The organism is Exiguobacterium sp. SH5S13, assembly GCF_004337085.1.
Taxonomy (GTDB): domain Bacteria; phylum Bacillota; class Bacilli; order Exiguobacteriales; family Exiguobacteriaceae; genus Exiguobacterium; species Exiguobacterium aurantiacum_A.
Genome location: NZ_SJUS01000022.1, coordinates 1 through 21236, shown reverse-complemented (window position 1 = coordinate 21236; position 21236 = coordinate 1). Strand labels below are relative to the sequence as shown.

At 53.4% G+C, this 21236-nt stretch carries 21 protein-coding genes and 1 pseudogene; 7 read left to right on the top strand and 15 right to left on the bottom strand.

Translation table 11 applies throughout. The features are described from left to right. Positions 1 to 186: 186 nt before the first annotated feature. The 8 genes from cydC to arcA form a co-directional block, all read right to left on the bottom strand. Complete coding sequence (gene cydC / locus EVJ30_RS11440; RefSeq protein ID WP_131469174.1) at positions 187 to 1902, bottom strand: thiol reductant ABC exporter subunit CydC; 1716 nt, start codon at positions 1900 to 1902, stop codon at positions 187 to 189. Beyond that, positions 1899 to 3623: a thiol reductant ABC exporter subunit CydD gene (cydD, locus tag EVJ30_RS11435; protein ID WP_131458991.1), complete on the bottom strand. Its 1725-nt coding sequence runs from the start codon at positions 3621 to 3623 to the stop codon at positions 1899 to 1901. Before cydD ends, cydC begins: the two co-directional genes overlap by 4 nt. Positions 3624 to 3750: 127 nt before the next feature. Next, positions 3751 to 4440: a Crp/Fnr family transcriptional regulator gene (locus tag EVJ30_RS11430; RefSeq protein ID WP_070329176.1), complete on the bottom strand. Its 690-nt coding sequence runs from the start codon at positions 4438 to 4440 to the stop codon at positions 3751 to 3753. A gap of 121 nt (positions 4441 to 4561) precedes the next feature. Then, positions 4562 to 6904 (bottom strand): glycoside hydrolase family 31 protein, encoded by a 2343-nt coding sequence (locus EVJ30_RS11425; protein WP_131458992.1) that lies wholly within the window; start codon positions 6902 to 6904, stop codon positions 4562 to 4564. Between the two features lie 178 nt (positions 6905 to 7082). Further along, positions 7083 to 8045, bottom strand: coding sequence for a carbamate kinase (arcC, locus tag EVJ30_RS11420; protein ID WP_131458993.1), 963 nt, complete (start codon positions 8043 to 8045; stop codon positions 7083 to 7085). Positions 8046 to 8060: 15 nt separating this feature from the next. Beyond that, the gene (arcD, locus tag EVJ30_RS11415) at positions 8061 to 9536 is read right to left on the bottom strand and encodes an arginine-ornithine antiporter (protein WP_131458994.1); all 1476 of its coding nucleotides are present in this window, start codon (positions 9534 to 9536) and stop codon (positions 8061 to 8063) included. Positions 9537 to 9589: 53 nt separating this feature from the next. Beyond that, entirely contained in the window at positions 9590 to 10618 is a 1029-nt protein-coding gene (gene argF, locus EVJ30_RS11410; RefSeq protein ID WP_131469172.1) for an ornithine carbamoyltransferase, read from the bottom strand. A 16-nt stretch (positions 10619 to 10634) separates the two neighbouring features. Beyond that, complete coding sequence (arcA, locus tag EVJ30_RS11405; RefSeq protein ID WP_070329178.1) at positions 10635 to 11864, bottom strand: arginine deiminase; 1230 nt, start codon at positions 11862 to 11864, stop codon at positions 10635 to 10637. Positions 11865 to 12199: 335 nt separating this feature from the next. On the opposite strand from arcA, the gene mgtE reads away from it, so the two are divergent. Beyond that, positions 12200 to 13558 carry a magnesium transporter gene (gene mgtE, locus EVJ30_RS11400; protein WP_131469170.1) on the top strand — a complete coding sequence of 453 codons (1359 nt, stop codon included), beginning with the start codon at positions 12200 to 12202 and terminating at the stop codon, positions 13556 to 13558. 184 nt (positions 13559 to 13742) lie between these two features. Here the strand turns inward: mgtE and EVJ30_RS11395 are convergent. Further along, a pseudogene (locus EVJ30_RS11395) lies at positions 13743 to 14054 on the bottom strand (zinc ribbon domain-containing protein); the annotation flags it as partial. Between EVJ30_RS11395 and EVJ30_RS11390 the strand changes: the two are divergent. The 4 genes from EVJ30_RS11390 (at position 14017) to EVJ30_RS11375 (ending at position 16594) form a co-directional block, all read left to right on the top strand. After that, positions 14017 to 14781 (top strand): sodium:solute symporter family transporter, encoded by a 765-nt coding sequence (locus EVJ30_RS11390; protein WP_370250905.1) that lies wholly within the window; start codon positions 14017 to 14019, stop codon positions 14779 to 14781. The pseudogene EVJ30_RS11395 and the gene EVJ30_RS11390 overlap by 38 nt on opposite strands. Positions 14782 to 15167: 386 nt before the next feature. Next, positions 15168 to 15578, top strand: coding sequence for a GNAT family N-acetyltransferase (locus EVJ30_RS11385; RefSeq protein WP_236635499.1), 411 nt, complete (start codon positions 15168 to 15170; stop codon positions 15576 to 15578). Positions 15579 to 15590: 12 nt separating this feature from the next. After that, entirely contained in the window at positions 15591 to 16295 is a 705-nt protein-coding gene (locus tag EVJ30_RS11380; RefSeq protein ID WP_131458997.1) for an SDR family NAD(P)-dependent oxidoreductase, read from the top strand. Between the two features lie 89 nt (positions 16296 to 16384). Next, a complete protein-coding gene (locus EVJ30_RS11375; protein ID WP_201738333.1) occupies positions 16385 to 16594 on the top strand; it encodes a hypothetical protein in 210 nt (69 codons plus the stop codon). An 18-nt stretch (positions 16595 to 16612) separates the two neighbouring features. Here EVJ30_RS11375 and EVJ30_RS11370 read toward each other — a convergent pair whose 3' ends face one another. After that, positions 16613 to 17056: a hypothetical protein gene (locus EVJ30_RS11370; RefSeq protein ID WP_070329160.1), complete on the bottom strand. Its 444-nt coding sequence runs from the start codon at positions 17054 to 17056 to the stop codon at positions 16613 to 16615. A gap of 145 nt (positions 17057 to 17201) precedes the next feature. Here EVJ30_RS11370 and EVJ30_RS11365 point away from each other — a divergent pair, with 145 nt between their 5' ends. Further along, entirely contained in the window at positions 17202 to 18197 is a 996-nt protein-coding gene (locus tag EVJ30_RS11365; protein WP_131459120.1) for an MDR family oxidoreductase, read from the top strand. Between the two features lie 56 nt (positions 18198 to 18253). Here EVJ30_RS11365 and EVJ30_RS11360 read toward each other — a convergent pair whose 3' ends face one another. The 4 genes from EVJ30_RS11360 to EVJ30_RS11345 form a co-directional block, all read right to left on the bottom strand. Further along, positions 18254 to 18598, bottom strand: coding sequence for a YflT domain-containing protein (locus EVJ30_RS11360; RefSeq protein WP_131459119.1), 345 nt, complete (start codon positions 18596 to 18598; stop codon positions 18254 to 18256). A gap of 96 nt (positions 18599 to 18694) precedes the next feature. Then, the gene (locus tag EVJ30_RS11355) at positions 18695 to 20155 is read right to left on the bottom strand and encodes a UDP-N-acetylmuramoyl-L-alanyl-D-glutamate--2,6-diaminopimelate ligase (protein ID WP_131459118.1); all 1461 of its coding nucleotides are present in this window, start codon (positions 20153 to 20155) and stop codon (positions 18695 to 18697) included. Positions 20156 to 20310: 155 nt separating this feature from the next. After that, the gene (locus tag EVJ30_RS11350; RefSeq protein WP_131469168.1) at positions 20311 to 20511 is read right to left on the bottom strand and encodes a helix-hairpin-helix domain-containing protein; all 201 of its coding nucleotides are present in this window, start codon (positions 20509 to 20511) and stop codon (positions 20311 to 20313) included. Next, positions 20508 to 20741 (bottom strand): hypothetical protein, encoded by a 234-nt coding sequence (locus EVJ30_RS11345; protein WP_131459116.1) that lies wholly within the window; start codon positions 20739 to 20741, stop codon positions 20508 to 20510. Before EVJ30_RS11345 ends, EVJ30_RS11350 begins: the two co-directional genes overlap by 4 nt. 128 nt (positions 20742 to 20869) lie before the next feature. Here EVJ30_RS11345 and EVJ30_RS11340 point away from each other — a divergent pair, with 128 nt between their 5' ends. After that, complete coding sequence (locus tag EVJ30_RS11340) at positions 20870 to 21085, top strand: zinc-ribbon domain-containing protein (RefSeq protein WP_236633483.1); 216 nt, start codon at positions 20870 to 20872, stop codon at positions 21083 to 21085. Positions 21086 to 21158: 73 nt separating this feature from the next. Here EVJ30_RS11340 and EVJ30_RS15450 read toward each other — a convergent pair. Continuing rightward, the coding region (locus EVJ30_RS15450) for an IS3 family transposase (RefSeq protein WP_131469088.1) at positions 21159 to 21236 on the bottom strand (78 nt) is incomplete at its 5' end.

The window sequence follows — 21236 nt, the reverse complement described above, 5'->3', positions numbered from 1 at the left end:
TTATCACTTATACTCGAGTTGTAGCTGCCACAGCTGGACGTAACCGTTCCCCAAAACTTGTTACGGCCCGTGGATTCCCCTCCACGACACTCTTTTTGAAAGCATTGCGACAACCCCCATTTGTTGCACCCAGATTTGCCATATAAAAACGAGCGGCTCTCCGACGGAGCCGCTCGTTTTTTTCGTTCAGGCGAACACATCTTGTTCGATTTGTTTCAACTCATAAAACATGCCGCGGGCGCGCATCAAATCGTCGTATGACCCTGACTCGATGATGCGACCTGCTTCCATGACGATGATTTGGTCGAACCGTTCGAGCCCGGTCAGACGATGGCTGACCATGACGAGTGTCGCCTCGTCCGCCTTCCGGAAGATTTCAGTGAACACATCGGATTCGGTGCGCGCGTCTAACGCCGACGTCGCTTCATCTAAAATCCAGAGCAACCCGTTCTTCAACAACGCCCGGGCGATGGCGAGCCGTTGCCGTTCCCCTCCGGACAAGTTCGCCCCTTTCTCGAGCATTGGCTCATCGAGCGCGAAACCGAGGCGGACGCTTCGCAGCGCCAGCTCCATCTCGTCATCGGAGAAGTCTCCGGCAAGGGCCAAGTTGTCTCGGACGGTACCGAAAAAGAAGTGGTTCTCTTGCATGACGACACTCGCTTGAGACCAGACCGATGTTTGTGTGACCTCATTCAAGCGCTGACCGTCGATTCGTACTTCGCCTGTCTCTGGCCTTACAAACGCGAGCAACAGTTGCAGGAGCGTCGACTTGCCAGACCCGCTCGGACCGACGATCACGGTCTTCGATCCGCGCGGTAACGTCACATCAACTGTGTCTAGGACGGCACGGAACGTATCCGGATAGCGGTAACTTACACGTTCAAACGAAATGTCAGGCGCCGTCTGAAGCGCTATGTCGTCACGGGCCGCTTCTGCAGCCACGAGGTGCTCACTCGGTTCGACGACCTCAAGTAAGCGGTTTGCCGCTTGTTTACTATCGGCGTAGTGACCCGGGAAGACCGCCATCGGTGTCACGTTCTCAAACGCGGTCAATGACATCATGACGAGCATGGCCAAGAACAGGCCGTCCAGTTCGCCATCGACGACAAGGTAGGCACCGATCGCGAGCACGCCCCACGACACGAGCAGTGACGCGGCGACGACGAGCGACGAGTTAAAGAACTGGTTCGTCACGTCTTGGCGCTGTGCGGCGGCGTAACGATCGCTTCGAGCGAGCAAGTCGTCACGGGTCTGGCCGAGCTGGTCGTGCAACAATAAATCGCGGTACCCGTACATCATCTCGGTCACCCCGCTCGACAAATCGCCGCGCAAGGCCCGAATTTCCTGGTCATGCTTCGCTCGGATGCCGGCAAACAAGATCGGAATCAAAAAGCCGGTCACGAACACCCCGAACACGAGCCAAAGGCTGACCGTCATCGAGAAGAACGTGACGAAGAAGATCGTGCTCAAGAAGACGAGCACTAAGATGATTGGCGGATAAAACACCCGCAAAAAGTAGTTTTGAAGGCTTTCGACGTCCCCGACGACACGGGCGAGCAAGTCCCCGCTCCGGTATTTGGCGAAGATGTTCGGCACGAGCGGTTCGAGCTGGCGATAAAACCGGACGCGCAGTTCGCTTAAAATCGTGAACGTCGCCCGGTGTGACGCCAAGCGTTCGCGGTAGCGGCTCCCCGCCCGAATGACGCCGAACAGCTTGATCAGGACGACCGGTACCATGAGCGCATAGAGGGGCGGCACAAGGCCGGCCCGCGACACGAGATATCCACTCGCCGCGAACAAGGCGACAGCCGCGAGTCCTGCCGTATAGCCGAAGAAGATCGAGAGGATGATATCCTTTTTCTCTTTCATCATCCATTTTGTGATCGTCCAAAGTGAGTTCATCCTCTCACCCCTTTCTGTAACGTGAACAAGTCGGCGTAGGCCGGGACAGCGAGCAACTGTTCATGTGTGCCGTTCGCGACGAGGTTCCCCTCGTCCATGAACCAAATCGCGTCCGCTTGCTTGATCGTATGGAGACGGTGCGCGACCGTGACAAGCGTCGCGTCACGCGACAACTCCTCGATCGAGCGCCGAACGATTCTCTCGGTCACCAAATCGAGACCGGTCGTCGGTTCATCGAACAAGATGATACCTGGACGCTTCAAGAAGGCACGGGCCAGGGCGAGGCGTTGCCGCTCACCACCGGACAATCCGTAACCGCCTTCTCCGAGCTCGGTATTCAATCCGTCCGGCAAATTGGCGATGACCTCGACGAGGCCGGCGGCTTCAGCCGCCCGCATGATGTCAGTCTCGTCCGCCGTCTCACCGAGGGCGATATTAGCGGCGAGACTGCCGGCGAACAAATACGGGTTTTGCGAAATATACCCGATTGTCCCGTACCAAGACGTATCGGTGAACGATTCGAGCGGCTCCCCGTCGACGAGGACGCGGCCGCTGTCCGGTTTCACAAGACCGGACAGCACGTTCAACACGGTCGTCTTGCCTGATCCGCTCGCGCCGACCAAGGCGACGTGTGACCGTGCCGGGATTACCCCGCTCAGCGGGTGGAGCGTGAAGCGCCCCCCTTCATATTGGAACGAGACCGCATCGAGAACAAGTTCGGGCGTCCGGTTTGTTAGCGGTCTGTCTCCCCACTCGATGCGGTCGTCCGGGGCGTCGAGCGCCTCGAAGATACGATCGGCCGCACCCATGCTACCACGCCCGGTATGGAAGGCGCTGCCGAGGTCTTTGATCGCTAAATAGTATTCCGGGGCCAAGACGAGAATCAAGAAGCCGGCGAAAAACGTCAAGTTTTGCCAAACGACCATCTGGAGCGCCACTTCTAAGGCGACGACGCCGGTGCTGAGCATCGAGATGAACTCGAGCATGAGCCCTGACAAGAAAGCGGTCTTTAAGACGACCATCGTCGCGTCCCGGAAGTCGAGACTGCTCTTCTCGATCGCTTGCGCTTCTTGCTCGGCACGTCCGTATAGCTTGAGTGTCGTCAATCCTTGAAGGACGTCTAAAAATTTCCCTGAGAACTGGTTCATTTTCTCCATCTGCTCTTCAGACTTCTTCTGGGTCGCGATACCGATGATGATGAAAAAAATTGGAATGAACGGCGCGGTCACCATCATGATGACACCCGAGATCCAGTGCTGACTGAAGACGACGACGAGAATGAGCAGCGGGATGATCGACGTCTGGATGACTTGGGGCCAGTACTGGCTAAAGTAAGCATCGACCTCATCGACCGCATCCATATAGACACTGACTTTCTTCCCGGACTGTCCGGATAGAGACGTCTCGATCGGATTCGATGTGTAGCGGTCGAGCAGTTGACGTCGAAGCGTCCGCTTCGCCCGCTCCGACAAGTTGGCACCGATGCGTCCCGAGACATACCCGAACAAGGCACGTGCGAGCAGCGCGAGCACGAGCCAACCTAGAGACGGGATGACACTTTGGAACGATTCGTTTTTTAAAAATACTCGGTCGACGACGTCGACGATCAAATAAGCCTGAGCCAAGATGGACAACCCGATCATCACCGCGGCGATGACGAGCCCGACGATATGTCCTTTCTCGGCCAAAGCGAGAGCTTGCAGTCGTTTCACTGCGTTCATCCTTTCTAAACGTGCATGACAATTTTTCTTTGTGATGATTCTCACTAATTATAACTGATGTAAGGGTCCATAGCGAACGCTTCGCTTGTCGAGACGTGCAAAAAAACGCCACGAATGGAGCGTGGCGTCAGTGTGTCGCTTGTTCAAAATACTCAGGATGCAACGTCACGAGTTGACGGGCGTCGAACTGGAGAATGTCTTCTTTGCGCAGTCGCGATAAGATGTGGGACACGGTCTCGCGCGATGTCCCCGACAGTCTCGAGATTTCAACTGTCGTGAACGGACAACGTACGCGCACACCGTCGGCTTCTTTTTCTCCGAGGTCTTCAATCAAGTAATGGATCGTATTGATCACCCGGTCGCTCGCACTCGGCGTGATGATTTCCTGAACACGGCGTTCATGAAGGTCAAGGATTCGATTCATCTGACCGACGATGTGCAAGAGCATCGTCGCATTTCTTGAGACGAGCGCTTCAAAGCGATCCGTCGGCATATAAATGACTTCAATATCGGTCAGCGCTTCCGCCGAATGTTGGTAATACGTTTCCGTCAACAGTCCCCGGTACGGAAACAGCTGCTTCGGCTTCAAGTAGTCGGTGTATTGATGGGTCGCCGTTTCATTGCACCGCTCGAGCCTCACATACCCACTGATTAAAAAGTAGACGCGCTCACGTGGGTCGCCTTCCATGAATAAAAGCTGCCCTTTGCGGTACGTTCGACAGTATACGTGCGGTAGCAAGCTCTCTAGCTCGCGGCTCGTGCATTTATTGAAGATATCGAGTTGTCTTAAATCGTCGACTGTCCATTGCTGTCTCATGTTCAATCCCTCGCTTCCCGAACTGGTGATCTTTCTTTTAGTATACGAGACCCAGCTTGTGAAAACGCTTTCAAATTCCGACAGTTTTCTGACAAGACAAAAGAGGGGTTGCCCCCTCTCCTCAGTCGAGCATCAATTCCATGATCGCATCTTGCAAATCGCGTTCGAGTTCAAGCGCATGCAGATCGAACAGCCATGCTTCGAGTCTCGTCTTCGACGCCGCCATCCGGTAGAGGCGGTCTTTCAAATCGTAAGATATCTCGGCGCGGTCAATGAAGCGATACAAGCGCTCCAGTCGATGACCGTTGTTCGTCACCTCGACAGGGAGCGACACCGTCACTTCCTCATCAATTTTACCGAGTTCGTGTCGTAACGTCTGCGTCTCCGGTTTATACTCGCCCAAACCGGTCACCCCGCGTACGAGTAATGTGACGGTCCGGTCTGACGGTAAGACGGACGTGTCGCCCGTGATATGAACGTGCAGGCTGCGCTCGTCCCAGTCGAGGGTGAACGTCGTCTCGGCGTAAGCCCCGGTCTCATAAGCCCGGTCGGTCCCGTTATCCTCATACAGCGTGAACGTGTTCGATGCCCCTGGGAAGACGACGACCTCGAGATCGGTCGGGTTGTCGGTGTCGTTGCGTCCAGAGCGATGAGCGGCCAGCGGGACGATCGCTCCAGCTTTCGCGAACACGGCCTGCTCGTCAAGCCCACGGAACACTCGGATCGACTTATCACCTTCGTAGCGATGACCCGTAAAGAAGTCGAACCAATCGCCTGTCGGCAACCAGACGTTCGTCGCCGCGACGTGAAGCCGCTTGTTCATCGGCTCGACGATCGGTGATACGACGAGTTCACTGCCGAAGTAGTATTCATTCGGCACGCCATACGCCGCTTCTTCGTCGGGATGATCGTAATACATCGGGAGGATGAGCGGGAGCGCATCCTGATGATTACGCCGGTTCATTGTGTACAAATACGGGATGAGTTGGTGGCGGAGTCGTAAAAACGACTTCATCGACCGTTCGGACTCGAGACCGAAGCGCCACGGCTCTTTGCCGTTAAAGATACTGAACGTCGAATGCAAGCGCATGATCGGGCTGAACACCCCGAACGCGACCCAGCGTGCGGCGAGCTCATCGTCTTTCGACCCTCGGTAATGCCCGCCGATGTCGTGGCTCCACCAGCCGTAACCGATATTCGATGCCGTCGCCGTGAAGTAAGGCTGAAACGCAAGCGACGCCCAAGAGATGAGCGTATCTCCCGAGAAACCGACGGGGTAACGATGGCTGCCCGGTCCGGCATAACGCGAGAAGATCAGCGGACGATTTCCGTCTCGGGAAATATCGGCCGCATGATAATGGTTTAACATCCACATCGGGTCGAGCCCTTCCATTTTCGAGGTCGACCCTTGCTGCCAGTCGATCCACCAAAAATCGACGCCGTCTACCTCGTGCGGATGATGCATCTGTTCAAAATACGCTTGAATGAAGCGTTTATCAGAGAAATCGAACGGGATGCGATCCCCGTTCGATGAGTCGATCCCCATCGCTTCGGCCATCGCCACGTATTGGTCTTCGAACGCCCGGACCCCGTCGGCTGGGTGCAAGTTCAGCGTGACGAGCAGGTTCTCTTCTTTCAACCACGTCAAGAAGCCTTTTGGGTCCGGGAACAGATTCTTATTCCATGAGTAGCCGGTCCAACCGCTCCCGTACTCTTCAGGGACGTCGGTGACGTGCCAGTCCATATCGATGACGCTGACCGAGAACGGGATATCTTCTTCTTTGAACCGGCGCATGAGCCCTTTGTACTCGGTCTCGTCATAGCGCCAGTAGCGGCTCCACCAGTTACCGAGTGCTTTTCGTGGCAACAACGGCGTCGGACCTGTCAGCTTATAAAAATCGTGAAGCGCTTGCTTGTATTCGTGTCCGTAGCCGAAGTAGTACAAATCATGGATACCTGTTCGTCTCGGCTCAACGAAGCGGTCGTCTGTCATGAGAAATGAGTCCGAGTCGTCGATGACGGCATAGCCTTGCTTGGAGACGATCCCCTCCCCGAGCTCGGTCGCTCCATCGACATGGTCGAGCGTTCGGGCCGTCCCTTTCAGCGTCCGTTCCGGGCCGTTGAACGTGTAGCGGCTATAGTACGTACTAAAGTTCCCTTTCACGTCGACGTAGAGCGTGTTCGGCGCGAACGGTCCTTTCGTATAATACAGATGAACGTGCTCGGTGATGATTTGCAGTTCACTCTCGTCCTCGATGATCCGGAAGTCAGGGACGTCAAAGTCCCGGTTCCACACGACTTGGGTCGGTCGGTCTTCGAACACACCGTCCTCGGCGTACTCCATCCGGATCAACTGGCTCGTCAATACCGTGAAGCGATAGCAGCTCCCTTGGACGACGGCACGTTCATCTGCAAGTGGCTTCATTTGCTGTGTGTATACGTTCTCCTGTTCAAATAGACGCATAAGTTCGAGCGTTGCCGCTCTTCGTCACATCCTTCCCCCATATTAGTGCAATCGTTTACAGGTGATGATAGCAATGTCAGGTTTGACATACAACAACCCTTCCCCTTGTTCGCGGTTCAAAAACGGCCGGTCCGCGTTATGCACAAAAAAACCGTAGACGAGATGTCTACGGCGTTGATCATTGTTGGAGCGTCGCGGCGAGCCGGACTCTCGTCCCGACGTCTCCTCGGACAGCAGCGTGCGCCTGCTCGAGCGACGTGATGACGGATACGCGTCCCGTTCCCGACTCGGCAAACTGCAAGGCGGCCCGAACTTTCGGTAACATGCTGCCCGGTGCGAACTGACCTTCGGCGATATACGTCTCGAGTTGCTCGTTCGTCGTTTCGGTTAGCGCGGCTTCCTCGGTCGTCCCGAAATTGACGTAGACGTACTCGACGGCCGTCAAGATGAGTAACATGTCCGCTTCGACGAGTTCCGCGAGCTTCGCGGCGGCAAAGTCTTTATCGATGACCGCCTCGACCCCGACGTATCCGTCTGGAGTGTCGATGACGGGAATCCCGCCGCCGCCGGACGCGACGACGATGTGGCCGTTGTCGACGAGGTCACGGATGACCGTATGCTCACAAATCGCTGTCGGGTACGGACTTGGTACGACGCGGCGATAACCGCGGCCCGCATCTTCTTTGAATATGTGACTCGTCGATCGTTCGAGCGCCGACGCTTCCGCTTCTGAATAGAAGGGACCGATCGGCTTCGTCGGGTGACTGAAGGCGCTGTCGTTCGGATCGACGACACAACGCGTCACGATTGGGGCGACGGAACGTTCGAGGCCGCGCGACCGAAGTGCCTTCGTGAGGGCGTTCTCGAACCAATACCCGATCATCCCTTGCGTCATCGCTCCACAGACGTCGAGCGGCATCGCCGGCGTCGCTGCACTGTCCGCGGCCGCCTGTTGCAAAATTAAGTTTCCGACTTGCGGACCGTTCCCGTGCGTGATGATGACGTCGACGCCTTCTTCGATGAGGGCGACCAACGACTGGGCCGTCGCCTCGACGGCCCGAATTTGAGCGCCCGCCGTCGCATCTTTTCCTTGTTGAATCGCATTCCCGCCTAAGGCGATGACTACTCGTTTGTTACGCATGCTCGATTCCCCCGATCATATGACTGAGATGTTGCCTGATACAATCCGTACGACTGCCAAGATCGCGAGTCCGGTCAAGATGCTGGCCACGATCCATTCGGTTTTCGTCAACGTCTTAATTCCGTTCTCACGCTGCGCTTTAATATAGAGCAGCGTCCCTGGTGCATACAGAAGTGTCGTGAGCAGTAAATAGTCGATACCGGCCGCATAGATCAGCCAAATCCCGTAAATCGAGGCGACCGCACCGATAATAAGGTCACGCGTCCGACGTTCGCCAACATTATAACCGAGCCCGTTTTTGGCGACTTTGACTTGGTAGAACGCCGAGAACGCATACGGGATCAAGATGGCGCTCGAAGCGAGTGAGAACGCAAAGTTATAAGCAGCGTCTGAGAACAGGAAGGTGAAGAGGAACAACTGAATCAACCCGTTCGTGAGCCAGAGTGCATTGGCCGGTGCGTTATTTTTATTCTCTTTCGTGAACCATTTCGGGAAGACACCGTCTTTACCGGCGACAAATGGGATTTCCGCCGCAAGCAACGTCCATCCAAGCCAAGCACCGAGTACCGAGATGACGAGGCCCCCGTTGATCAGCATCGCGCCCCACGGCCCGACAGCCGATTCGAGCAAATACGCCATCGCCGGTTGCGAAGCGTTCGCCACGCTCTCAGGGTTCAGCAATCCGAGTGACATGATCGAGATGAGCAAGTAAATGACGAGCGTACCGAGTAAGCCGATGACGGTCGCTTTCCCGACGTCCGAGCGCTTACGGGCCCGGCCCGACAAGACGACCGCCCCTTCGACACCGATGAATACCCAAAGTGTGACGAGCATCGTCGACACGACTTGGTCTCTCACACTGCCCCACGAGAAGCCGCCTTGGCCCCAAAAGTCGAACGTGAAGTTATCGATATTGAAGAAGAACAAGGTGATGGTGATAAAGGCAAAAATCGGAACGAGTTTCGCGATCGTCGTGATGATGTTGATCATCGAGGCTTCGTGGATGCCTCGTAAAATCAACGAGTGCACGAGCCACAACATGATGGAGGCGCCGATAATCGAGGCGATGTTTTGACCACCTTCAAAGATCGGGAAGAAGTAACCGACCGAGCTGAACAATAGTGTGGCGTAGGCAACGTTACCGAGCCAAGCAGATAACCAATAGCCCCACGCCGAGTTGAAGCCAACGAACTGGCCAAAGCCGGCCCGGGCGTAACTGTATACACCGCCGTCTAGGTCAGGACGACGCATCGTCAAGTTCTGAAAACTGAGACCGAGTGTGATAATCCCGATACCGGTGATGACCCACCCGATCAAAATAGCTCCGGCGTTCGCGCCTTGGGCCAAATCGGCCGCCAAGTTGAAGGCGCCCCCTCCAATCATCGAACCGACGACGAGGGCTGTCAGTGCACCAAGACCTAACCGTTGATCTTTTTTGCTAGGACTCGCACCAGCCGAACCACTTGAGTCATGATCTAATTTAGTAGACATATAACTCATCCCTTTCGTTTAGTACGAATGAGGAGGACATGCCTCCTCGTTCGTTAGCGTTCGAGCCATTCAAACGTATCGGTGAGTGTCGCCGCCATGACGGCTTTGATCGTGTGCATCCGATTTTCCGCCTGATCGAACACGTATGAATGGCGGCTGCGGAACACCTCGTCGGTCACTTCCATCTCTTTCAGTCCATATTGTTCATGAATCGCTCGCCCAACCTCGGTCTCTAAATCGTGGAACGCCGGCAGGCAATGCAGAAACATGACGTCTCTATTTCCGGTCTTCTCGACCATGTCCATATTCACTTGGTACGGATGAAGGAGCTTGATCCGCTCTTCATATTCGGCTTCTTCGCCCATCGATACCCACACATCGGTATAGATGACGTCCGCATCAGCGACAGCTTCGTCGATGCTCTCCGTCAAGGTGATGCGTGCTCCTGTTTCAGCCGCGACCGAACGCGCGTAATCGACGACCTCGTCAGACGGCCAGAGCGATTTCGGCGCACAGATTCGCATGTCCATGCCGACTTTGGCACCACCGATCAACAGCGTGTTGCCCATATTGTTGCGTCCATCTCCAACGTAGACGAAACGAATGCCAGCCAAATCACCTTTTTGTTCTTTGACGGTCAAGAAGTCGGCCAAAATTTGCGTCGGATGATACAAGTCCGTCAAACCGTTCCAAACCGGGACCCCGCCATCCCGTGCAAGACCTTCCACCGTTTCGTGAGCGAAGCCACGGAATTGGATGCCGTCGAACATGCGTCCAAGCACGATCGCCGTATCACGGACCGATTCTTTTTTCCCGAACTGGATATCCGATTTCCCGAGGTATTCAGGATGCATGCCGAGGTCGATTGCCGCAACTGTGAACGCACAGCGCGTCCGTGTCGACGGTTTTTCAAACAAGAGCGCCACGTTCTTGCCTTCACAAATCCGGTGGGGAATCCCTTGTTTCTTTTGACGTTTGAACGCTGCCGATAAGTCGATCAAGTAGTTCAGTTCGTCCCGCGAAAACTCGTTAAGCGATAAAAAATGACGACCTTTCAAATCAAAGTTGAACGTTGTGGACATGTGTTTCTCCTCCTCGTTAAATATCTTCACGGATAATTGGACAACTCATACAACGTGGGCCTCCACGGCCTCGTGATAACTCACTCGACATGATTTCGATGACTTCGACCCCTTCTGAACGGAGCAGCTCGTTCGAAACGTAGTTCCGGTCATACGTAACGACGACACCTGGGGCGATTGCGAGCGTGTTCGACCCATCGTTCCATTGCTCGCGCGCCGCAGCGATCGGGTCGCCACCACCACATGGGATCAACACGATTTCCTCTAGGCCGAGAGCCGATTTTAACACTTTCAACAAATCAGTGTGTTGCGTGATGTGCAGCTCACCTTCCGCGTTCAACGTCAGTTCGAAGATGTTCATCTTGCCGCCCGGTCCTTGGATGAACGGATGGATCGTGAACTTATCGTGGTCGACCATCGTGAAGACGGTATCAAGGTGCATGAACGCACGCGACTTCGGAATCTCGATGGCGATGACTTTCTTGAACGTGCCTCCGTTCGCGAGCAAGTTGAGGGCGACGCGCTCGATTCCTTGGGCGGTCGTCCGTTCCGATATCCCGATGGCGACGACTTCTTTTGATAGGACGAGTTCGTCTCCGCCTTCCATCGCGAACCGATAGTCACGATCCGACCAGATCGGGATATCATGCTTCGCAAAGCGTGGATGGTATCTCATAATATATTGCGTGAACAGTGATTCGCGGCGACGCGCCGGTTCTTTCATGCGATTGATCGACAAGCCGTTCCCAATCGCCGCGGCCGGGTCGCGCGTGAAGTACAGGTTCGGCATCGGGTCGAGAAAGAACGGATACGTGTCCTCGATCATCTCGTGCAGATGACGGCGCTTTTCGCGCTTGATCTCGGTTTTACGGATACCGGCCATGACCGTCTCGATCAACTGTTCGTTATCATAAGCGAGTAAATACTCTTTGAGCGTCTCGTATGAACCGTTAATATTTGATTTTGATTCCGAAAGAATGTCGGCGACGAATCGTTCACGTACGCCAGGCAGCGATAACGTCTCTGCCATCAAGTTTTCTAAATAGAGCACCTCGACGCCCCGGTTTTGTAGCACGCTCGCAAAGTAGTCGTGCTCTTTTTGAATGACCGGCAAATGTGGAATGTCGTCGAACAAGAGTCGTTCCAAATACTCCGGCGTCAAATTTTCAAGTTCGCGTCCTGGACGCTTCAATAGTACAGTCTTTAATTCACCAATTTCTGAATACACGTGAATCGGATGTTTCAGCGTCGTATCCCGTGCGGTCAATTGATCCGTCATCGATATCATCTCGCTTCCTCCTAGTGATTCGGGTGTGTTTCTACCCTTACCTTATCAACTTACCCAATTCCGAGGCGGGTAATTCCAGCGTTCTGATTGTGGTCGATTCCACAAAAGAATGGATACAATATGAGTCAAACTGAATGAACAAACGGTTGTGAATCAATGAACAAGGAGAGAGCGACGGTTAGGATGGATACACGATGTATGAACTGTGAATAAAATCCATTATTTTTTCTTTTCAAATTAAGGTACGATAACGACAGGATATGAAAAATGACTTTAGAAAAGGAAGTGAGTCGATGGCCATCGAACGTACAGAACGCGCGCGTCATGAAGCCCAAGTGACAGCGCTCATCCAAAAAGGGGATCCGGTCGATTTCCGCGACGTGTTTTTAACACTTCACCCGGGTGAACAGGCCGACATCTTCATCGAACTCAACCAACCCGATCGGGCGTTTATATACAGCGCTTTATCACCGGAAGAGTACACCGATTTATTTGAAAAATTAGAGCTCGATGAACAACAACAGTTCATCCAAGAAATGCCGCGCCCGTATGCGGTCAGCGTCTTAAACGATATGTTCTCGGATAATGCCGCCGATCTCATGAACGAACTTCCGGACGATTTCATGAACGAACTGTTCGAACAGATGGACGAGACCGAGGCGACCGAGGTCAAAGACTTGATGCGCTATCCGGACGATACGGCCGGTGCCATTATGACGACCGAGTTCATCGTGCTACAGGCCGACAAAACGATCGGGGCGACACTTGAAGAGTTGCGTGACCTCGGTCCTGAAGCTGAGACGATTTACTATTTATATGTAATCGATGTAGACCGACGTCTCGTCGGCGTCGTGTCGCTCCGTGATTTGATCGTCTCCCCGCTCGACCATCTCATCGCTGACATCATGGGGCGGCGGGTCGTTTCGGCCCACGTCATGGCCGATCAAGAAGACTTGGCCCGAACCGTCCAAAAGTATGACTTGCTCGCGCTCCCGGTCATCGATAGCGATGATCACTTGCTCGGCATCATCACCGTCGACGACGTCATGGACGTCATCGAACGCGAGACGACCGAAGACTTTGAAGAACTGTCCGCGACGAAAGGCTCGTCTGACATCAACATGGGCCCGGTCGAGGCAGCGAAAAAACGTGCCCCTTGGATCATCAGCCTCATGTTCCTCGGGATGATCACCGCATCGACGATCGGTGGATTTGAAGATACGCTCGAGACGATTGTTTTGCTCGCCGTCTTCATGCCACTCGTCATGGGATCGGCCGGAAACGCCGCCACCCAGTCGCTCGTCGTCGCCGTACGTTCAATCGCACTCGGCACGATCAACCGAAAAAATGTCGCCAAGATGATTCGCCGGGAGTTCGGAACCGGTGTCCTGCTTGGACTCGCCTGTATGGTCGTTATTTTCGGGGTCATCACGTTCCTGTACGATAGCGCCTTGATCGGCATGATCGTCGGCTTGTCGATTTTCGCCTCACTGAGCGTTGCCACGATTGTCGGTACACTCGTCCCGCTCTTGATCAACCGCCTGAAACTCGATCCGGCCGTGGCCTCGGGTCCATTCATCACGACGGTCGTGGACAATCTCGGATTGATCATCTACTTCACTGTCGCCACTTCATTGCTTCGCTTTTTCTGACACCTGACGTTTCAGGTGTCTTTTTTCGTGTGAGCTTTGTTACGGTTTGTTTACAAAAGCGATGACGGGAAATAATTATCGTGCAAGGCGGGTAATTACGAAAAGTACTTATAGATAAGAAGTAATACAAGGAGGGTTGAACTACCCCCACCTACGCTACGCTTGGAGGTGAGAGATTCCTGGGTCATCCGGTCGAACGACCGGAACCTGACCAGGCTAGCCCCGTCGTCCCGACGGTTGAAGAGGCCAGGATGCGTTCGGCCTCTCGTTTGAGGTTCAGTCCTGCGTTGACATCCCGGTCGTGGCGGGCGCCGCAGCCTGGGCATACCCACTCACGCAAGGCGAGATGTTTCACGTCTTTGTGCCGATGGCCGCAACCCGAGCAGAGCTGGCTCGAGGCGAACGTCTTCCCGACCCTGACCACCTGTTTCCCGTACCAGTCGGCCTTGTATGCGAGCATGCGGAAAAATTCCGACCAACCGACGTCGGCGATGGCATGGGAAGTGACGGCCGGGATTGCCGCCATCATCATGGCACTATTCCTACTGCCTCGCTTTCTCGGCATCGGTATCACGACGATCCCTGAGTTTTTAAGTCAACGCTATGACGAGGACGTCCGGCGCTTGACCGTCCTCTTGTTCTTGTTCGGTTACATGTGCGTCACGATTCCGTCGATGCTCTATTCCGGCGGCCTCGCGGTCCTTCAGCTCTTCGATGTGCCTGAACTGCTCGGGATCAGCTTTGAACAGTCACTTTGGCTCGTCATTTGGTTCATCGGCATCATTCGCGCTATCTACGCCATTTTCGGCGGCCTCCGCGCCGTTTCGGTGTCGGATACACTCAACGGCATCGGGCTCATCATCATCGGCTTCCACGTCATCACGTACTACTTCTTAGTCTGGGGTATGAAACAATGGTTCGGATTTGACCTTGTCATCAACTTCATCCACATCTACGGCATCTTGTTCGTCATCGAGACGAGTATCATGTTGTTGTTCGCCAAACTGCGTCCGATGCAACAAATCAAGCCGATCCGGATCGACCTCGGTCGGGTGAAGCCTTGGCGTCATGCGATCTCGACGTCAATCATCCTCGTCGCCTCGATGGTGTTCGTCTACTTCGTCTTCTCTCCGATCGGTCTCGCCTATGCGGACGGAATCGTCTCGGGCTGGTTCTGGCCGGCGACGCTGACATTGTTCGCCGCGACGAGCGGTCGCGTCTGAGTATCGTACCGGTACTGGCTCCCGAGATACGAGGTGTACTTGAACAACCTTGGAACGACCGAAACCGAGCTCGAAGAAAAAGCGAGCAGCGGATAAACTCTCGACATTTAAATCACCCTTACAGCTGAGTTGTTTCAGCTGTAAGGGTGATTTTTCGTCTGGATATTTTTTCTGCTCGATTCGCCTGTTCGTTCAGTAGCGATAAATCTGTCGACCAATCCTCCCTCCCCTGCTTCCCACCTTTAAAATACTTGTATATCATATTATTACAGGAAAATAACACCTATCATTTTACCATTATTTAGGTTAATGTTTATGTGGGTGATGTCCCTTGATTAAGCTGATTGAAAAATGATGATGTGCAACTACATATCGGAGGGTGACGGTTGGACAAGAGATTGATTGATTTGCAAATTCGAACGTATCAAGATACTGATTTTGACCACATTCAACGATTGAACGAAGCCGAGGGTTGGCACCAACTTGTCAGTCAAAAAGAACAAACAAAAGAAGCATGGAAAAACTCGAACGTCGCTTTCGTCATCGAGTCTGAAACGGGACACGTGATCGCCTATCTTCGCGGTTTGACCGACACAAAAGTCAGCCTTTACGTGTGCGAGTTGCTCATCGCTGCTTCACATCGCCGGCTTGGCCTCGGGGAACGGTTATTGACACACGTCCATGCACTCTATCCTGAGACGCGGCTCGAGATGCTCGCGAGCGCTTCCTCGCATACGTATTATGAACGCTTGAACTTCCGCCCCTTCTACGGTTTTCGAAAAACGATTCACGAATAGGAGAGAATTTATTTGAAACTTGCCCTTGTCACCGGTGCGTCGCGCGGTCTCGGCCGCGCTGTCGCTGAAGAACTGTCGAGACGAAACTACGACGTCATCAACTTATCACGCTCGCAATCACGCGATTTAACGTTCGAACATATCGAAGTCGATTTATCCGACGTGTCGAGTACACTTCAAGCCCTTGAACAAATCAAGCCGCACATCGCTGACGCCACGTCGCTACTCATCATCCAAAACGCGGCGTTGATCGAACCGATTCACCGGGCTGGCCATCTCGACACGGAGCAGCTCACCGCTCACGTTCAGGCGAATCTGCTCGCCCCGATGCTGATCACGAACACCGTCCTCGCTTACGATGTGCCCGTCTCGCTCATCCATGTGACGTCAGGTGCCGCCAAACGTCCGATTTCGGGGTGGAGCGCCTACTGCGGCACGAAAGCCGGACTCGACCACTTTAGTGAGACCGTCGCGCTCGAACTAGAAGGAACGAGACATCGCCTCGCCTTGTTCAACCCGGGCGTGATGGACACATCCATGCAACAGACGATCCGCGCGTCTTCACGAGAAGCGTTTCAAGATGTCGAACAGTTTCAAGCTTACGAGACGGAAGGAAAACTGCGCTCGCCTGAGACGGTCGGCCGCGTCCTCGTCGAGCAGATGATCGACAAGCCGTTTGTCAATGGGAAAACGTACGCCATCCACGACCTCATCTAATTTTTAACCGGGTATAAAAATAGACCAACCCTGTCTCGTTTGACCGGCTACACTAGAGTCAAATCAAATGAGAAAGGGTGGCGTGATGTATGAAGACTATAGCGGGAGGATTGCTGTTTTTCGGGATATTCAGCCTCGTGCTATCGTTCACGATGATTGGAGATATCGCGATCGTCGGAGCGTTGGTGAGCGGTGTGTCCCTGCTGTGTAGCGTCGGGCTGTGGTTCGGTGCTACGGAAGTGATGCGTATCCGTATGGACATGAGCGAAGTCAAAAAAACGTCTTTCCCTTCTGAATAAGGGAAAGACGTTTTGGATTCAGTTTTGGTTATCGGTCTCATCTTCAAAGTCATCATCGGCAAACTCTTCAAAATCGTACTCTTCGAAGTCTGCTTCATCGATAAAGATGTCACGATCATTGACGACGTGAATCGGGCCATTGGCCACATCGATTCGAATCGTCCATGCCCATGGAATGCGCAGTCGGCTATATACGCCCGTCCAGAATTCCATCGATTCTTGCTCGTATCGTTCGAACTCTGTCAGTAACTCTTTAAACGTTACTCCTGACAACTGGAAGTTTGATTCTTGGATTCGCTCGAGCGCGTTATGTGTCGCTTCAAGCTCCGCCGCGCGGACCATCTCTTCGGCAGTCGCCATTTCGAGAATAGTTCCATCTGGTGGCAGAATGTCGTATACGTTGAACAATTCGCCTTCTTCTACTTCTACTTCTTCATCAAACTCATAGTCGTCGTGCCGCATGCTTCATTCCTCCTCACTCTAATTGAATCTACTACATTGTACCATTCCACACCTCGTTATAACGAAACATTCGCGTATATATTTTCCAGAGTGGGGAATGATACAAAGGGAACAGATTTGCCATACAGAAAGGGGCCAATTTACAATGAACGACTCATTTCAAGCACTCGTGCTCGACAAGCGTGATGACCGACTCCATTCCGAGGTGACTGAGGTCGATCTCGACTCACTACCTAAAGAAGAGGACGGCAACGTCCTCGTCGAGGTCCATTATTCGGCACTCAACTACAAAGACGCCCTCGGATTGACCGGATCGGGCAAAATCGTCAGCCATTATCCGTTCATCCCAGGCTGCGAATTCGTCGGGAAAGTCACCGAATCTGATCATCTTGATTTCAAGCCGGGGGACGAAGTCATCGCGACCGGCTTTGGCATCGGTGAGCGTCATTTCGGTGGCTTCAGCCAGTTTGCACAAGTTCCAGGAAATTGGCTCGTAAAATTACCGAAAGGCATGAACATGCGAGATGCCATCACGATCGGGACACCCGGACTGACCGCCATGTTCGCGATTGAGGCACTCGAACACGAAGACGTTCATCCTGGTCAAGAAGTGCTCGTCACGGGAGCATCCGGCGGAGTTGGAAGTTTCTCGATCGCCTTGCTCCATAAACTCGGCTATCATGCCATTGCCTCGACTGGAAAAACAGATTCATCTTATTTAACCGATCTCGGTGCTGAACAGACAATACCACGCAGTGAATTGGAAGGACCCCCCCGACCACTCGCTCGCCAACGGTTCGATGCTGCGATCGACTCGATCGGTGGTAATACACTCGCGAATATTTTAAGCCAAACCCGATACGAAGGAACCGTCGCCGCTTGTGGACTAGTTGGAGGTCACGAACTTCCTGCGACCGTCTACCCGTTCATCCTGCGAGGCGTCCGTCTCGTCGGCATCGATTCGGTCATGCAGCCGATTGCAAGACGAGTGACGGCGTGGGAGCGTCTACACGAGCTGATCGAACCGCACGTACTCAACCAGATGGTGCACGAGATCCCGCTCCATGACGTCCCGCGTCAAGCCGAGGCGATGATGCGCGGTGAGCTGAGCGGCCGGACCGTCGTCCGCATGAACGGTTAAGCATCAAAAAAGGCTGAATCTGGGGATTCAGCCTTTTTTGATGCTTAATAGTGTCATTATAAAGTGAATCCGGCTGGTGCGTCTTTGACGACAACAATGACTTTGCCTTGGTCAAGCTTTTTCTCGAGTTGGTCAGCTTCCGTCGATGAGAATCCGAGTTGTTCGAACTGAGCCCGTAGCTCGTCTCCTTTTTTGCGGAACACGTTTTTTGCTGCCGTCCCTAAACCAACGTCTGAGGCTGTTACGGTATTCGCTTCTGCGTTTTCCGCCACGCGGTCGGTCCGATCATCATCATGAGTGATGACGTAAATGTTTGAGTCGTCTACTCCTTTTGTCTTCATCGATTGAATGGCGGTCACGACTTCTTCATCATTTGTAAATTCTTTGTACAAAACTGACATGTCTGTTCTCCTCCTTCAATTTACGTTACATAGGAGTTATTGCCGTCTTTTGACATATGTACACATTAAAAAACGATGACAAACGTCATCGTTTTATTAAACGGCCGGTTCTTGGCCTTTTAATTTTCTCAGTTCTTCTAACAAAATATCCGATTCATTGAACGGAATCGCTTCGCTGCCGACACGTTCGACATGGTCGTGCCCTTTTCCGACGACGACGATGCGCTTGCCGTCGAGCGCTTGCACGGCCGCATGGTGCAACGCGTCTCTTCGTGCTTCAAACGTCACATAATGCGTGTCCGTGTCGATCCCTTCGAGCAGCCCATCAATGATCTGCTTCGGATTTTCGGTTCGGACATCATGTACCGTCACAATCAAATCGTCCGAATAGCGGCTCGCGATGCGTCCCATCTCGGCCCGCTTCGTCGGGTCACGGTCTCCGGCCGCGCTCAAGACGACGACGAGCTGCCGCTCCCCTTTTTGTAAAGTGGACAGACATTTTTCAAGCCCGTCCGGTGTATGGGCGTAGTCGATATAAATCTCCGCATCTTCCGTGTCAAGCCGCTCGAGACGACCTTTCGGAAGTGTGAGCCCTGGAACATTATCGATAATCGCGCGAAGCATGAGCTCCGACGTCGAGACGAGACCGATGGCCGCGGCCAAGTTGGCAGCGTTGAACGATCCCATAAAGTGAACAGGCGCTTCGATCGTCATCGCGTTCATTTTGATGCGGACGGTGTGACCTAGCCAGATGACTTGAATATCGGCCGGGACGTCTGCGTGCGTACTGTACATGACTTTCCGCCGTGTCGGTGCGAATGCGGCCATCGTCTCGCTCGCCGGGTCTTCCGCGTTCAAGATGATGGCGTCGCCGTCCGTCGTTTCGACTTGTTCGAATAGACGCGCTTTCGCCCGTGCGTATTCATCCATTGAACGGTGGTAGTCGAGGTGGTCGTGCGTCAAGTTCGTAAACGCCGCTGCATGGAAGCGGACTCCTTCGACGCGCCCTTCCATCATGGCGTGCGACGATACTTCGACGACACAGTCGGTCACCCCGGCATCTGCCATTTCGGCCAAGATTCGGTGCAAGACGACGGCTTCTGGCGTCGTGTTAGGCGTCTTTAACTTCTTATCTTTATAACGGGCTCCAATCGTACTGACAATCCCGACCGGACGTCCTGATAAACGAAATAAATCATATGTTAACGTAGCAGTCGTCGTCTTCCCGTTCGTACCGGTGACGCCGTAAATTCGCATCCGATGGGACGGGTGGTCGTAAAACGCGCTCGCCACCACTCCGGCCGTTCGTTTCGTATCGGCAACGACAATGTTCGGCACCTCGAGGTCAAGCGGAGATTCAGAAATCACCGCGCTCGCTCCTTTAGAGACAGCGTCTTCGGCGAATTCATGTCCGTCCACCGTATAACCACGGATGCAGATAAACAAATTCCCTGGACTGACCTTTCTGGAATCTGTTTCAATTCCGGTCACCCATGGATCACATTCGATATCATCCATCTCATTTCCTAGAATGGCGGATAAATGTTTCGTCCTCATGCTGTGTACTTCCTTTCTCATGGGTGTCGCTAGGTTAACAAACCTTATCGTCATGGTACTAGATTTTAGGCTGCAATAGAGATGACAAATATATTACTTCCCTTTTTCATAGGAAAACATACGTCTAACCAAAAAATTCCTAGCCCATAACGGGACTAGGAATTCATTTCGCTATCCGTGAACCGAAGTCCTTGTTCAGCGAGAGCAATCTCTAACAATCGAAACACACTCGGTCCGACACTATGCATCACGGCGATCTTCATTCTCGGATAAACCGTGAGTTGTTCGAGCGCATCAGTAGAAGCGGAAACGTGCGCGCGTTCTGCCGGCGCCGAACATTTGGGAAGTGGCGTCATCCGACTCCCTCTTCCCCTTCAAATTTTCGGTCGATCGTCGGGAGACAGGCAAGGATGCGCTCGATGCAAAATGTTCGCCGGGCTTGCTTCATGATGTCCCATGCGACCACCCGTTCCCCTTGTAGCTTCATCAACTTGACCCGTCGCTTCGAGATGACCCCATGACGATCCACATACATCAATTCGACGACCCGGCCCATCCGCATCCAACGCGTCACTTCATCCTTCATCCTGTACCCTCCTTTGTTACATTCATTATACAGAACATTTGTTCTTATTTCTAATCTAAAGGTGTACGTTTGAGTAATTTCCCGTATGCTAGAAGAAACGAATCTTTTGTGAAAGGGGTACGCCCGTCATGACATACGTCATGTTGGCCGTTTTGGCCATCTTCTTATTTATTTCCATGATTTTTGCCGCCAAGGCGTTGCCGAACTTGAAAGACGTCTTATTCAACCGCGGAAGCTTGTTCGGTCAAGAGAGCGAGACCGTCACGTGCCCGAACTGTAAACAGACGTTCAAACGGGCACCGGGCAGTAGCCAAACTTGCCCCCACTGCTATCATTCATTTTGACCTAAAACACCCGAAGACCCGCATAAATGAACTGCTCCCCGTCAAGTAGACAGGGCAAATAATGAAAACCAGCCTAGGCGGCTTGAGACCTGTATTCGACAGGGCTCAAGCCGTTTAGTCGTTTCTGGAAACGATCGTGGTTGTAGAACGA

Bases quoted from the DNA above. Each gene is read 5' to 3' on its own strand.
- cydC (WP_131469174.1), bottom strand. From the start codon at position 1,902: ATGAACTCACTTTGGACGATCACAAAATGGATGATGAAAGAGAAAAAG.
- cydD (WP_131458991.1), bottom strand. From the start codon at position 3,623: ATGAACGCAGTGAAACGACTGCAAGCTCTCGCTTTGGCCGAGAAAGGA.
- EVJ30_RS11430 (WP_070329176.1), bottom strand. From the start codon at position 4,440: ATGAGACAGCAATGGACAGTCGACGATTTAAGACAACTCGATATCTTC.
- EVJ30_RS11425 (WP_131458992.1), bottom strand. From the start codon at position 6,904: ATGCGTCTATTTGAACAGGAGAACGTATACACACAGCAAATGAAGCCA.
- arcC (WP_131458993.1), bottom strand. From the start codon at position 8,045: ATGCGTAACAAACGAGTAGTCATCGCCTTAGGCGGGAATGCGATTCAA.
- arcD (WP_131458994.1), bottom strand. From the start codon at position 9,536: ATGTCTACTAAATTAGATCATGACTCAAGTGGTTCGGCTGGTGCGAGT.
- argF (WP_131469172.1), bottom strand. From the start codon at position 10,618: ATGTCCACAACGTTCAACTTTGATTTGAAAGGTCGTCATTTTTTATCG.
- mgtE (WP_131469170.1), top strand. From the start codon at position 12,200: ATGGCCATCGAACGTACAGAACGCGCGCGTCATGAAGCCCAAGTGACA.
- EVJ30_RS11390 (WP_370250905.1), top strand. From the start codon at position 14,017: ATGCGGAAAAATTCCGACCAACCGACGTCGGCGATGGCATGGGAAGTG.
- EVJ30_RS11375 (WP_201738333.1), top strand. From the start codon at position 16,385: ATGAAGACTATAGCGGGAGGATTGCTGTTTTTCGGGATATTCAGCCTC.
- EVJ30_RS11370 (WP_070329160.1), bottom strand. From the start codon at position 17,056: ATGCGGCACGACGACTATGAGTTTGATGAAGAAGTAGAAGTAGAAGAA.
- EVJ30_RS11365 (WP_131459120.1), top strand. From the start codon at position 17,202: ATGAACGACTCATTTCAAGCACTCGTGCTCGACAAGCGTGATGACCGA.
- EVJ30_RS11360 (WP_131459119.1), bottom strand. From the start codon at position 18,598: ATGTCAGTTTTGTACAAAGAATTTACAAATGATGAAGAAGTCGTGACC.
- EVJ30_RS11355 (WP_131459118.1), bottom strand. From the start codon at position 20,155: ATGAGGACGAAACATTTATCCGCCATTCTAGGAAATGAGATGGATGAT.
- EVJ30_RS11350 (WP_131469168.1), bottom strand. From the start codon at position 20,511: ATGACGCCACTTCCCAAATGTTCGGCGCCGGCAGAACGCGCGCACGTT.
- EVJ30_RS11345 (WP_131459116.1), bottom strand. From the start codon at position 20,741: ATGAAGGATGAAGTGACGCGTTGGATGCGGATGGGCCGGGTCGTCGAA.
- EVJ30_RS11340 (WP_236633483.1), top strand. From the start codon at position 20,870: ATGACATACGTCATGTTGGCCGTTTTGGCCATCTTCTTATTTATTTCC.